The organism is Streptococcus parasanguinis (assembly GCF_015557775.1).
GTDB classification, from domain to species: Bacteria; Bacillota; Bacilli; order Lactobacillales; family Streptococcaceae; genus Streptococcus; species Streptococcus parasanguinis_AA.
The window spans coordinates 268,414-281,894 of record NZ_JADNOY010000003.1; the positions used below are offsets into that span (position 1 = coordinate 268,414).

The 13,481-nt window shown below is 40.7% G+C and carries 11 protein-coding genes; 10 read left to right on the forward strand and 1 reads right to left on the reverse strand.

The features are described 5' to 3' along the window. Positions 1 to 102 precede the first annotated feature (102 nt). The 5 genes from sufC to sufB all read left to right on the forward strand — a co-directional run bounded on the left by sufC (position 103) and on the right by sufB (position 5,304). Complete coding sequence (sufC, locus tag I2F76_RS06085; RefSeq protein ID WP_003004238.1) at positions 103 to 873, forward strand: Fe-S cluster assembly ATPase SufC; 771 nt, start codon at positions 103 to 105, stop codon at positions 871 to 873. 66 nt (positions 874 to 939) lie between these two features. After that, a complete protein-coding gene (gene sufD / locus I2F76_RS06090) occupies positions 940 to 2,202 on the forward strand; it encodes a Fe-S cluster assembly protein SufD (protein ID WP_195487455.1) in 1,263 nt (420 codons plus the stop codon). Positions 2,203 to 2,211: 9 nt separating this feature from the next. Then, positions 2,212 to 3,438: a cysteine desulfurase gene (locus I2F76_RS06095; RefSeq protein WP_024056228.1), complete on the forward strand. Its 1,227-nt coding sequence runs from the start codon at positions 2,212 to 2,214 to the stop codon at positions 3,436 to 3,438. Next, entirely contained in the window at positions 3,425 to 3,859 is a 435-nt protein-coding gene (gene sufU, locus I2F76_RS06100) for a Fe-S cluster assembly sulfur transfer protein SufU (protein WP_003010276.1), read from the forward strand. The genes I2F76_RS06095 and sufU overlap by 14 nt, the downstream gene beginning before the upstream one ends. 32 nt (positions 3,860 to 3,891) lie before the next feature. Further along, positions 3,892 to 5,304, forward strand: a complete 1,413-nt coding sequence (gene sufB / locus I2F76_RS06105) for a Fe-S cluster assembly protein SufB (RefSeq protein ID WP_195487456.1) — start codon at positions 3,892 to 3,894, stop codon at positions 5,302 to 5,304. 56 nt (positions 5,305 to 5,360) lie between these two features. On the opposite strand, the gene I2F76_RS06110 is transcribed toward sufB, so the two are convergent. Further along, entirely contained in the window at positions 5,361 to 6,602 is a 1,242-nt protein-coding gene (locus I2F76_RS06110) for a serine hydrolase (protein WP_195487457.1), read from the reverse strand. Positions 6,603 to 6,807: 205 nt separating this feature from the next. On the opposite strand from I2F76_RS06110, the gene I2F76_RS06115 reads away from it, so the two are divergent. The 5 genes from I2F76_RS06115 to I2F76_RS06135 all read left to right on the forward strand — a co-directional run bounded on the left by I2F76_RS06115 (position 6,808) and on the right by I2F76_RS06135 (position 13,314). After that, positions 6,808 to 8,799, forward strand: a complete 1,992-nt coding sequence (locus I2F76_RS06115; RefSeq protein WP_195487458.1) for a peptide ABC transporter substrate-binding protein — start codon at positions 6,808 to 6,810, stop codon at positions 8,797 to 8,799. Positions 8,800 to 8,872: 73 nt separating this feature from the next. Beyond that, on the forward strand, positions 8,873 to 10,372 hold the full coding sequence (locus tag I2F76_RS06120) for an ABC transporter permease (protein ID WP_195487459.1): 1,500 nt from the start codon (positions 8,873 to 8,875) through the stop codon (positions 10,370 to 10,372). Next, positions 10,372 to 11,298, forward strand: coding sequence for an oligopeptide ABC transporter permease OppC (gene oppC / locus I2F76_RS06125; protein WP_003010290.1), 927 nt, complete (start codon positions 10,372 to 10,374; stop codon positions 11,296 to 11,298). Before I2F76_RS06120 ends, oppC begins: the two co-directional genes overlap by 1 nt. 11 nt (positions 11,299 to 11,309) lie before the next feature. Continuing rightward, positions 11,310 to 12,377, forward strand: a complete 1,068-nt coding sequence (locus I2F76_RS06130) for an ABC transporter ATP-binding protein (RefSeq protein ID WP_003004369.1) — start codon at positions 11,310 to 11,312, stop codon at positions 12,375 to 12,377. Positions 12,378 to 12,387: 10 nt separating this feature from the next. Then, entirely contained in the window at positions 12,388 to 13,314 is a 927-nt protein-coding gene (locus I2F76_RS06135; protein ID WP_003010296.1) for an ATP-binding cassette domain-containing protein, read from the forward strand. The last annotated feature ends 167 nt before the right edge of the window (positions 13,315 to 13,481 follow it).

The following is a 13,481-nucleotide window of genomic DNA, read 5'->3' on the forward strand; positions in this document are numbered from 1 at the left end:
GCTTTTTTTTGATATACTTGAAAGGTAAAAAAATACTTTGTGATGAAGGAATCGATGCTTTGAGAACCTTCTAGACTTCAAAGTAAAAAGAAAGGGAATGCAATGTCGACATTAGAAATTAAAGACCTTCACGTTGAAATTGAAGGCAAAGAAATTTTAAAAGGTGTAAACCTGACCCTAAAAACTGGTGAGATCGCAGCCATCATGGGACCAAATGGAACAGGGAAATCTACTCTGTCAGCTGCCATTATGGGAAACCCAAATTATGAAGTAACCAAAGGGGAGATTCTCTTTGATGGTGTCAACATCTTGGAATTGGAAGTAGACGAACGTGCACGGATGGGCTTGTTCCTTGCCATGCAATACCCTTCAGAAATCCCAGGAATTACGAATGCAGAATTTTTACGTGCAGCCATGAATGCTGGTAAAGAAGAGGACGAGAAGATCTCTATTCGTGATTTCATCAAAAAATTGGATGAAAAGATGGAATTGCTCAACATGAAAGAAGAAATGGCAGAACGCTATTTGAACGAAGGCTTCTCTGGTGGTGAGAAAAAACGCAATGAAATCCTTCAATTGTTGATGTTGGAACCAACATTTGCCCTTTTGGATGAAATTGACTCTGGTTTGGATATCGATGCTCTTAAGGTCGTATCTAAAGGGGTTAATGCAATGCGGGGTGAAGGTTTTGGAGCGATGATCATCACCCACTACCAACGTTTGTTGAACTATATTACTCCTGACGTCGTTCATGTGATGATGGAAGGCCGTGTCGTGCTTTCAGGTGGACCAGAATTGGCTGCCCGCTTGGAACGTGAAGGCTATGCTCAACTCGCAGAAGAACTCGGTTACGACTATAAAGAAGAACTATAACCTGATGACAAGTGATCAAATGTTGTCATAAAATCAAACAGATAGTATCTTTATTAGGAGAAAAAAATGAGTATTGAAAATATTACCCTCTTTTCGGAACTGCATGCTGAGCCAAGCTGGCTGCTAGATTTACGAAAAAAAGCTTTTGATAAGATCGATCAGTTGGAATTGCCAGCTATCGAACGCGTCAAATTCCATCGTTGGAATCTTGGGGACGGGACGATCACAGAAAGTGAAGCTTTAGCCAATGTCCCTGATTTTACAGCCCTCGATTCGAATTTAAAATTGGTCCAAGTTGGGACTCAGACTGTATTTGAACAGGTCCCACAGGCGCTAGCAGAGCAAGGAGTTGTTTTCACAGATTTCCACTCTGCTTTAGAGGAAATTCCGCAGGTGGTAGAAGACTACTTTATGTCTTCAGTCAAATACGATGATGACAAGCTGGCAGCTTACCACACAGCTTATTTTAATAGTGGGGCGGTCCTCTATATCCCAGATAATGTTGAGATTGCAGAAGCAATTGAAGGGATTTTTTACCAGGATAGTGATAGTGATGTACCTTTTAACAAACACATTTTGATTATCGCTGGTAAAAACAGTAAGTTCAGCTATTTGGAACGCTTGGAATCAAAAGGTGATGGCACAGCAAAAGCAACTGCTAATGTGACGGTTGAAGTGATCGCCCGCTCAGGTGCTCAAGTGAAATTTGCGGCGATTGACCGCCTGGGTGAAAATGTCACAGCCTACATCAGTCGCCGTGGGAAACTAGGACAGGATGCCAGCATTGATTGGGCCATCGGTGTTATGAATGAAGGCAATGTTGTTGCAGACTTTGACAGTGACTTGGTTGGAAATGGAAGTCATGCTGATTTGAAGGTCGTTGCCTTATCAAGTGGTCGTCAGGTGCAAGGGATTGATACGCGCTTGACCAACTTTGGTTGTAACTCAATCGGAAATATCTTGCAACACGGTGTCATTCTTGAAAAAGGAACCTTGACCTTCAATGGAATCGGTCATATTATCAAGGGTGCTAAAGGAGCAGATGCCCAGCAAGAAAGCCGTGTCTTGATGTTATCGGATCAAGCACGTTCAGATGCCAACCCAATCCTCTTGATTGATGAAAATGACGTCACAGCAGGCCATGCTGCATCGATCGGTCAAGTGGACCCAGAAGATATGTATTACCTCATGAGTCGTGGTCTGGATCAACACACAGCGGAACGCTTAGTGGTGCGTGGTTTCTTGGGATCTGTTATTGTTGAAATCCCAGTTAAAGAAGTACGTGATGAAATGATTGCCACCATTGAAGAAAAGTTATCTCAACGCTAAGGAGAAACAATGCTAGATAAAAATACAATTGCTCAAGATTTTCCCATTCTCGATCAACTAGTCCATGATGAGCCTTTGGTTTATCTAGATAATGCAGCGACGACGCAAAAACCTAAACGTGTTCTTGAAGCCGTTAATCACTATTATTTGCAAGATAACGCCAATGTCCATCGTGGAGTCCATACTTTGGCTGAACGAGCGACAGCAGCCTATGAGGCGGCGCGTGAGAAAGTCAGAAAATTTATCAACGCTTCATCAACCAAGGAAGTGCTCTTTACAAGAGGGACAACGACTGGACTCAACTGGGTAGCCCGCTATGCAGAAGAAGTCCTAAAGGAAGGGGATGAAGTCCTGATTTCCATCATGGAACATCACTCCAATATCATTCCTTGGCAGCAAGCCTGCAAGAAGACAGGAGCAAAACTGGTCTATGTCTATCTAAAAGATGGCTTACTGGATATGCAGGACTTAAAGAGCAAGCTTAGTGAGAAGACAAAATTTGTCTCCATCACCCATGCTTCGAATGTCTTAGGGGTGGTCAATCCGATCAAGGAAATTGCTCGATTAGCTCATGAAGTTGGAGCGATCATGGTCGTAGATGGGGCTCAATCAACCCCTCATATGGCCATTGATGTACAAGACTTAGATGCGGATTTCTTTGCTTTTTCTGGCCATAAGATGGCTGCACCAACAGGGATTGGTGTCCTCTATGGGAAGGAAGAAATCTTAGAGCAAATGTCTCCGATCGAGTTTGGGGGCGAGATGATTGACTTTGTTTACGAACAATCTGCATCTTGGAAGGAATTGCCTTGGAAATTTGAAGCTGGAACACCTAATATGGCGGGAGCAATTGGTCTCGGTGCAGCAATCGATTACTTAGAAGAGCTGGGGATGGACCAGGTAGAAGCGCATGAGCAAGAATTGATTGCCTATGTGTTTCCAAAATTACAGGCGATCGAAGGCTTGACCATTTATGGTTCCCAAGACTTAGCAAAACGTTCTGGCGTCATTTCCTTCAATCTAGGAGATCTCCATCCGCATGACTTAGCAACAGCATTAGATTATGAAGGGATTGCTGTTCGTGCAGGTCACCACTGTGCACAACCGCTCCTTCAATACCTACAAGTTCCAGCGACAACGAGAGCAAGTTTTTATATCTACAACACCAAAGCGGACTGTGATAAATTAATTGAGGCATTGATCAAAGCAAAGGAGTTTTTCAATGGCACTTTCTAAATTAGATTCGCTGTACATGGCGGTCGTAGCTGACCATTCAAAACACCCTCACCATCAGGGCCAGATTGAAGATGTTGATCAGATCCAACTCAACAATCCAACTTGTGGAGATGTGATCCAGTTAAGTGTGAAATTTGATGAGAATGACAGGGTGGAAGATATCGCCTTTGTTAATTCAGGATGTACGATCTCAACCGCTTCAGCTAGTATGATGACGGATGCTGTAATGGGAAAAACAAAAGAGGAAGTCGAAGAATTGGCGCAGGTCTTTTCAGAAATGGTCCAAGGCCAGTCAGATCCTCGCCAAGAGGAATTGGGAGACGCAGCCTTCTTATCTGGAGTCTCTAAATTCCCACAACGGATTAAATGTGCGACCCTCTCCTGGAATGCTCTTAAAAAAGCGATCGAACGTAGCAAATAATTAGAAGAAGAAACAGAGAAAGAAAGGAAATTATGGCTGAAGAAAGAGTCGAACCGAAACCAATTGATCTCGGTGAATATAAATTTGGATTTCACGATGACGTTCAACCTATTCTCTCTACAGGAAAAGGCTTGAACGAAGCAGTTATTCGTGAATTATCTGCAGCAAAAAATGAACCAGAATGGATGTTAGAATTCCGTTTGAAATCTTTTGAAACCTTCAAAAAGATGCCTATGCAAACCTGGGGTGCAGATCTATCAGAGATTGACTTTGATGATTTGATCTATTATCAAAAACCTTCAGATAAACCTGCCCGTTCATGGGATGAAGTTCCAGAGAAAATCAAGGAAACCTTTGAGCGTATCGGGATTCCTGAAGCCGAACGTGCCTACTTAGCGGGGGCTTCTGCCCAGTATGAATCAGAAGTGGTTTATCACAATATGAAAGAAGAATTTGAAAAGTTGGGGATTATCTTTACCGATACGGATTCTGCCCTAAAAGAATATCCAGACCTTTTCAAACAGTATTTTGCGAAGTTAGTACCACCAACGGACAACAAATTGGCTGCCCTCAACTCAGCAGTCTGGTCTGGTGGGACCTTCATTTATGTACCAAAAGGCGTAAAAGTAGACGTCCCCCTTCAAACATACTTCCGTATCAACAATGAAAATACAGGCCAGTTTGAGCGCACGTTGATTATCGTGGATGAGGGAGCAAGTGTCCACTATGTGGAAGGTTGTACAGCGCCGACCTATTCAAGCAATAGCCTCCATGCTGCGATTGTTGAGATCTTTGCCTTGGATGGTGCCTACATGCGCTACACGACCATCCAAAACTGGTCAGACAATGTCTACAACTTGGTCACCAAGCGGGCAAAAGCACAAAAAGATGCCACTGTTGAGTGGATCGACGGGAACCTAGGTGCCAAGACGACCATGAAGTACCCATCTGTTTATCTGGATGGAGAAGGAGCGCGTGGTACCATGTTGTCCATTGCCTTTGCAAACGCAGGTCAACACCAAGATACAGGTGCTAAGATGATCCACAATGCCCCTCATACCAGCTCGTCTATCGTATCGAAGTCTATCGCAAAAGGTGGCGGAAAGGTAGACTACCGTGGACAAGTAACCTTTAACAAAAATTCCAAGAAATCAGTTTCTCACATCGAGTGTGACACCATCATTATGGATAACTTATCTGCGTCAGATACCATTCCATTTAATGAAATCCACAACTCACAAGTTGCTTTGGAGCACGAAGCTAAGGTTTCAAAAATCTCAGAAGAACAACTTTATTATTTGATGAGTCGTGGTTTGTCCGAATCAGAAGCGACAGAAATGATTGTCATGGGATTTGTAGAGCCCTTTACAAAAGAACTTCCAATGGAATATGCCGTTGAGTTAAACCGACTCATTAGCTACGAAATGGAAGGATCTGTAGGATAATTCATTTTCACCAATCAAAAATCACAATGGAACTGACTCCATTGTGATTTTTTTGCTTATAATTTTTCGTTGACATATCGGACGAATTCATTCCACCATACTTTTAAGAAAAAGCTTTTCTCGATGGTTCTTCCTGCCACCATATCGACCGTAGGCTCTTGATCTTCTAAGTAGCCACGCCCGATTTTATCTGGATCAGTGTAGTGTAACTTTCCAAGATTTGTGCCTGATTTGACAGGTGCTCGGAATGATTCTTGGTCACTCTTGAATTGAATTTTTGGTTCTGCTTGACTACCTTGTTTTTCGACGATATAGAAGTCTTTTTTTGCAACAGCTAAAACAGTCTCTGACTTCCCATCCATGATAGTTGCCTTACTTTTTCCGTAGGGATCTCCTTCTTTGACGACAATGGAAGAAACAAAGGTTCGTACCACGTAGTTCATCAGAGAAGAAGTAGCCACAAAGCGTGCATATGGATCGCCGTCAACTGCCTCAACTCCTAGGACAACTGTGATCATGTGGATGCCATTTTGCGTCGTTGATGCAGCAAAGGTGATGCCACCTTTGGTAGAGTTGCTGACTCGAAGGCCGTCGACCCCAGAACGGTAATTCGGCATGCCTTCAAGCATCAGATTGGGGTTTTCAATCTGCGTGTTCGAAAAAAGAGCTGTCGGTTTTGAAGTATATTTGGTCACCTCAGGGAAATCCTGGAGTAAGTGTTTGGCAATAACAGCAATGTCATAAGCACTCAATTGATTTTCATCCTCTTTCCCTTCAGGATCTCCACTGATGGTTTGTGTATTTAAGCCTGTCGCGTTGATCAAGTGGGGAGATTGAATGCCCCAGGTAGACAATTTTTGCTTCATCTTTTCAACGAAGCCTTTTTCGGAGCCACCGACCTTCTCAGCTAGGGCCAAGGCAGCAGTGCTAGAATTTCCAATTAAAAGAGCAGTCAATAACTGTTCAACCGTATATTGGTTCGCTTCCATAGGAAGAGTACCAGCACCTTCGATATCATTTAAGGCCAGAGCTTTCTCAGACAATTTGATAGGATCTTTTAGAGAAAGTTTTTTTTCATGAATGGCTTCGAAAATCAGATAAGTGGTCAAGAGTGTAGATAGTCCCCCCACATCTCGCTTTTTCTCCGAATCCTTTTCATATAAGATTTTACCTGTATCAGCTTCAACAGCAATAGCACTTTTAGCAGGAAGATCTAGCTCATCTGCTAGTACGACCTGATAAGGTAAACTGCATAACAGCAGCATGAAGGTTAAAAAAGAAAGAAAGAATTTTTTCACAGTTGTTTCCTCAGTATTTAGTCTTCTCTATTGTATCATACAAATGATTAATGGAAAATCGTAAAATCAACAATTAGACTAAAAAGTCAGTTATAGCAAGGTTTTTGGATGGTGTTGAAGCAAATATTCAGAAAATTTAGTTTACTTTTTTTTCTACTTGTGATATAATCTTAAACAAATCTAAAAAAACTATTGGAGAATTCCTATGAAAAAAGGTAAAGTATTCGCAGTTGCCGGAGTAACACTCCTTGCAGCTGGATTGTTAGCTGCATGTTCAGGATCAAACACAAGTAAATCAGGTTCTGGTTCAAACGAAGACAAAAACTATGGTTATGTCTACACTTCAGATCCAACAACTTTGGACTACACGATCTCTTCTAAAGCCGCTACACATGATATCACTACAAATGTGGTAGACGGTTTGCTAGAAAATGATAAATACGGGAACCTTGTGCCTTCAATTGCGGAAGACTGGTCTGTTTCAAAAGACGGTTTGACTTATACTTACAAGATTCGTAAAGGGGTTAAGTGGTACGATGCAGATGGTGAAGAACATGGCGAAGTGACGGCTAAAGACTTTGTAACAGGTTTGAAACACGCTGCAGATAAAAAATCTGAAACTCTTCCACTCGTTCAAGGATCTATCAAAGGCTTGGATGATTATGTCCAAGGGAAAATCACAGACTTTAGCCAAGTTGGTGTCAAAGCTGTTGATGATTACACACTTGAGTACACATTGAACAAACCTGAAACCTTCTGGAACTCTAAAACGACTAACGGAATTTTGTTCCCAATTAGCACAGAGTTCTTGAAGAGTAAGGGCGATGATTTTGGTCAACCAAACGATGTGAAATCAATCCTTTCAAATGGACCATTCCTTTTGAAATCTATTACTTCAAAATCATCTGTTGTATTTGAAAAGAACGATAATTACTGGGATAAGAAAAACGTTCACCTTAAAGAAGTGAAATTGACTTACTACGATGGATCAGACCAAGATTCGCTGGCACGTGGCTTCTCTGATGGTGCGTATACAAAAGCTCGCCTTTTCCCTGCAAGCTCTAATTTTGCAACAGTAGAGAAAAAATATAAAGACAATATCTTTACTACACCAGCAGGATCAGGTGTAGCAGTTCTTGGCTTTAACCTTGATCGTCAATCTTACAAACACACTGCTAAGAAATCAGATGCTGAAAAATCTTCTACTAAGAAAGCAATCTTGAACAAAGATTTCCGTCAAGCTATTACTTTTGCCTTGAACCGTGAAAACTATTCAGCACAAGTAAATAGTAAAGCATTTGCTAAACCAGCTATCCGTAACACCTACACAGCACCAGCCTTTGTACAAGTAAATGGGAAAGATTTTGGAGATGTAGTAGCAGACAAATTGACTACTTATGGGGACCAATGGAAAGGTATCAACCTTGCAGATGGTCAAGACGGTCTTTACAACAAAGACAAAGCGAAAGCACAACTTGAGAAAGCAAAAGCAGAACTTCAAAAAGATGGCGTTCAATTCCCAATTCATATTGATGTACCGGTAGCACAAAATTCTACAAACTTTGTTTCACGGATGCAATCTCTGAAACAAACAGTGGAAGAAACTCTTGGCAAAGACAATGTCGTTCTGGATCTTCAAATGATGGACTCAGATGAAGTGTTGAATATTACATTGAATGTGCCATCAGCTGCAGATGCAGACTGGGATCTTCAAGGAATGGTAGGATGGAATCCAGACTACGATGATCCATCGACTTACCTTGACACTCTCCAACCATCTTCTGAAGACCAAACAAAAGTCTACCTTGGTTTTGCAGGTGGGGTAGATAACCCATCAGCAAAAGCAGTTGGTTTGGATGAATTCGCTAAACTTCTTGACGATGCAAGTAATGAAACACAAGATGTTGTGAAACGTTACGAAAAATACGCAGCAGCTCAAGCTTGGTTGACAGATAGTGCAATTGTTATTCCAACGATGTCAAGTACAGGTGCTGCAACAGCTGTTTCTAAGGTAGTTCCATTCTCTGAACCATCCTCACAAACAGGTAACAAAGGTTCAACATACTTCAAATACGTAGAAGTTCAAGATGAACCTGTTACTAAGAAACAATATGATGAAGCTCTTAAGAAATGGCAAAAAGAAAAAGCTGAGTCAAACAAAAAAGCTCAACAAGATCTTGAAAAACACGTTAAATAATTAAATTATTGCTTTTCATTAGAACTTTCTCTTCTAGGGGAGAAAGTTCTTTTGGACATTAAAGGAATCAAATATGAAAAAATATGTTTTTATGCGTATTTTACGTTCGTTAGTGTCAATCTTTCTCGTCACGACATTAACCTACATGATTATCTATACGCTAACACCGAGAAATCTCATCTTTAAAAATGACCCCAACTACAATAAAGTAGCGAAGACAAAAGATTCGAAGATCAACTACGAAAATACTGTCTACGATCGCATGGGTTATTTGGAATACATGGATTCAAAGAGCTTGCAACAAAAAGCAAGTAAAGAAGATTCTTCCGTAACAGTTGATGCGACGACTGCTAATGAAAAGATCTATAAGGCATACGTTAACAAATTAGGTCATGGTTGGCAGTTGAAACGTTTCCCAGAAAGTAAGTCTTTTTATGCGGTGCGTGAAATTCCGGTTTTTGAACGTGTCATCAGCTTCTATGCAAATTTGATTCAGTTTGATCATCCAGGTTGGGTGAAAGATGCCTCAAATCCAAATCTCAAACGCTATATCCGTATTGAAAATGATCCATCTATTGGTTGGTCAGTTGTAGGTTCTGGTACGAAACACAAATACCTCTTGTACTTTAATGGTCAATTCCCATATGTACACCAAAACTTTGTGACCTTAAACCTTGGAAATTCATATCCAACTTATTCTAATACCCCAGTTCTTCAAGTAATTACCCAAGGACAAGGAACAACCAAGAAGAGTGAAGTGAACTTCCCAACAGGTAAAAAGACATCTTCAATTGATATCTACTCACGTACCTACAAATCACCAAGTAAGGCAGATTCACAAGATATCAGTCGATTTGGTAAAGGGGATGCTTATACAGCAACTTTGAGCAATTATGAGAATCCATCCATGATTGCATCTTCTTCAATCATTGGTTTGATTGGTATTGCGATTGCTTACTTGATTGCGATCCCATTAGGATCTTACATGGCTCTGTTCAAGAACTCATGGTTTGATAGCATCTCGACAGCTGTTTTGACATTTATGATGTCTCTTCCAACTATTGCCCTTGTTTACATTGTGCGTCTAGCAGGTTCTTTCTTTGGGCTTCCAGACTCATTCCCAGTTCTTGGAGCACAGGATTGGCGTTCATATGTATTGCCATCTCTGATTCTTGGTTTGTTGAGTGCACCATTTATCGCAGTTTGGATTCGTCGTTACATGATCGATATCCACTCGCAAGATTTCGTCCGTTTTGCTCGTTCAAAAGGATTGTCAGAACGTGAGATCTCAAGAAAACACATCTTCAAAAATGCGATGGTTCCATTGGTATCGGGTATTCCGACATCTATTATCGGAGTTATCTCAGGTGCGACGCTGACTGAAACAGTCTTCGCTTTCCCAGGTATGGGTAAAATGTTGATTGACTCTATTAAAGCATCAAACAACACCATGGTCATCGGACTTGTCTTCATTTTCACATCGCTTGGTATCTTTGCTGCCATGTTAGGTGATATCTTGATGACAGTACTTGACCCACGGATTAAATTAACGAATACGAAAGGAGGCAAATAATGGCTACAATCGATAAAAATAAATTTCAGTTTGTAAAACGCGATGACTTTGCCTCTGAAGTAATCGATGCTCCAGCGTATTCATACTGGAAATCTGTATTCAGACAATTCTTGAAAAAAAGAACCACTATCATTATGCTTGCTATTTTGATTGGGATTCTCTTGATGAGCTTTGTCTATCCTATGTTTTCAAATTTTGATTACAACGACGTAAGTAAGGTAAATGACTTTTCAGCACGTTTGAATCCACCAAGTGCCAAAGCTTTCTTTGGTACAGATAATAACGGTAAATCTCTCTTTGATGGAGTTTGGTTTGGTGCTCGGAATTCGATTATCATTTCCTTCATCGCCACTGTTATTAACGTGGTTGTCGGAGTTATCGTTGGTGGAATTTGGGGGATCTCAAAATCCATCGACCGTATCATGATGGAAGTTTATAACGTTATTTCTAACATTCCATTTATGTTGATCGTTATCGTCTTGACTTACTCAATGGGATCTGGTTTCTGGAACTTGATTCTTGCCATGTCCTTAACAGGATGGATCGGAATTGCTTATACCATTCGTGTCCAAATTATGCGTTACCGTGATTTGGAGTACAACCTTGCCAGCCGAACATTAGGAACACCAACTTTAAAAATTGTTACGAAAAATATTTTGCCTCAATTGGTATCTGTTATCGTGACACAAACATCACAGTTGCTTCCAAGCTTTATTTCTTACGAAGCTTTCCTTTCCTTCTTCGGACTAGGTCTTCCAATTACAGTTCCAAGTTTGGGACGGTTGATTTCTGACTATTCTCAAAACGTAACTACAAATGCCTACCTATTCTGGATTCCGCTTACTGTTTTGATTTTAGTATCCTTGTCATTCTTTATCGTCGGACAAAACTTGGCTGATGCCAGCGACCCACGTACACATAGATAGGAGGAGTAGATATGACATCAAATAACAATATTATTTTATCTGCTCAAGATATCGTAGTGGAATTTGACGTGCGCGATCGCGTACTGACAGCTATTCGTGGCGTATCGCTTGAGCTAGTAGAAGGTGAAGTTCTTGCCTTGGTTGGTGAGTCAGGTTCAGGGAAATCAGTTTTGACAAAAACGTTTACCGGAATGTTAGAAGATAACGGCCGTATTGCCCAAGGTTCGATTAAATACCGTGGTCAAGAATTGACAGATTTGAAATCGAATAAAGATTGGGAAAATATTCGTGGATCTAAGATCGCAACAATTTTCCAAGACCCAATGACAAGTTTGGACCCAATCAACACAATTGGTTCCCAAATTACAGAAGTCATTATCAAACACCAAGGGAAAACAGCCAAAGAAGCCAAAGAAATGGCGTTGGACTATATGGAGAAAGTTGGAATTCCAGATGCTGAACGTCGTTTTGATGAGTATCCATTCCAATATTCAGGTGGGATGCGTCAACGGATCGTTATTGCCATCGCCTTGGCCTGCCGTCCAGATATCTTAATCTGTGACGAACCTACAACAGCCCTAGACGTAACTATTCAAGCGCAAATCATTGATTTGTTGAAATCCCTTCAAAAAGAATACCAATTTACAGTTATCTTTATCACCCACGACTTAGGTGTGGTTGCAAGTATTGCAGATAAAGTAGCTGTTATGTATGCTGGAGAAATTGTTGAGTTTGGTAAAGTAGAGGAAATTTTCTACGATCCAAAACATCCATACACATGGAGCTTGCTTTCAAGCTTGCCTCAATTGTCAACCTCAGATGGTGATCTTTACTCTATTCCAGGGACTCCGCCATCATTGTATGCTCCAATCAAAGGAGATGCCTTCGCACTTCGTTCAGATTATGCGATGCAGATTGATTTTGAAGAAGAGGCACCCGCTTTCAAAGTGACCGATACTCACTGGGCTAAGACATGGTTGCTCCATCCAGATGCACCAACAGTTCATAAACCAGAAGTAATCGAAAACCTTCACGAAAAGATTGGCTCAAAAATGGGCTTCACTCACATTACAGAATAGGAGGAAGGAAATGACTGAAAAATTAGTTGAAATTAAAGATTTAGAAATTTCCTTCGGTGAAGGAAGTAAAAAATTCGTTGCTGTAAAGAACGCCAACTTTTTCATTAATAAGGGAGAAACTTTCTCTCTTGTTGGTGAATCAGGAAGTGGGAAGACAACAATTGGACGTGCGATCATCGGTTTGAATGATACAAGTGCTGGAGAAATTATTTATGACGGTCGCAAGATCAACGGAAAAAACTCTCATAGTGAAAAATCAGAGTTGATCCGTAAAATTCAAATGATCTTCCAAGACCCAGCAGCAAGTTTGAATGAACGTGCAACAGTTGATTATATTATCTCTGAAGGTTTGATCAACCACCATTTGTTTAACAGTGAAGAAGAACGTCAGGAAAAAGTAAAAAATATTATGCATGAAGTTGGGCTTCTAGCAGAACATTTGACACGTTATCCTCACGAATTCTCAGGTGGTCAACGTCAACGGATCGGTATTGCCCGTGCACTTGTCATGGAACCAGAATTTGTCATTGCGGATGAACCAATCTCAGCCCTTGACGTTTCAGTACGTGCGCAGGTCTTGAACCTTTTGAAAAAATTCCAAAGAGAATTAGGCTTGACCTACCTCTTTATCGCCCATGACTTGTCAGTTGTACGCTTCATTTCTGATCGTATTGCAGTTATCTATAAAGGGGTTATTGTAGAAGTGGCAGAAACTGAAGAGCTATTTAACCACCCAATCCATCCATACACACAATCTCTACTTTCAGCAGTCCCAATTCCAGATCCAATTCTAGAACGTAAAAAAGTTCTAAAAATCTACGATCCAGAACAACATGATTACTCTGAAGATAAACCACAAATGGTTGAAATTAAACCAGGTCATTATGTATGGGCTAATAAAGCTGAAGAAAACAAATACAGACAAGAATATAAATAGAGAGGATTCCCTCTCTATTTTTTTATTTCAAAAAAACTTTCAAAAAAATAAAATTTTTTGGAAAAAAGTGTTGACAGTAAGGAGAGGTCATGATATACTAATATAGTTGTCGCGCGAGAGCGACAAAGACCTTTGAAAACTGAACAAGACGAACCAATGTGCAGGGC

Coding starts and splice junctions, on each gene's coding strand:
- I2F76_RS06130 (WP_003004369.1), top strand. CDS start 11,310: ATGACATCAAATAACAATATTATTTTATCTGCTCAAGATATCGTAGTG.
- oppC (WP_003010290.1), top strand. CDS start 10,372: ATGGCTACAATCGATAAAAATAAATTTCAGTTTGTAAAACGCGATGAC.
- I2F76_RS06095 (WP_024056228.1), top strand. CDS start 2,212: ATGCTAGATAAAAATACAATTGCTCAAGATTTTCCCATTCTCGATCAA.
- I2F76_RS06120 (WP_195487459.1), top strand. CDS start 8,873: ATGAAAAAATATGTTTTTATGCGTATTTTACGTTCGTTAGTGTCAATC.
- sufU (WP_003010276.1), top strand. CDS start 3,425: ATGGCACTTTCTAAATTAGATTCGCTGTACATGGCGGTCGTAGCTGAC.
- sufC (WP_003004238.1), top strand. CDS start 103: ATGTCGACATTAGAAATTAAAGACCTTCACGTTGAAATTGAAGGCAAA.
- I2F76_RS06115 (WP_195487458.1), top strand. CDS start 6,808: ATGAAAAAAGGTAAAGTATTCGCAGTTGCCGGAGTAACACTCCTTGCA.
- I2F76_RS06135 (WP_003010296.1), top strand. CDS start 12,388: ATGACTGAAAAATTAGTTGAAATTAAAGATTTAGAAATTTCCTTCGGT.
- sufB (WP_195487456.1), top strand. CDS start 3,892: ATGGCTGAAGAAAGAGTCGAACCGAAACCAATTGATCTCGGTGAATAT.
- sufD (WP_195487455.1), top strand. CDS start 940: ATGAGTATTGAAAATATTACCCTCTTTTCGGAACTGCATGCTGAGCCA.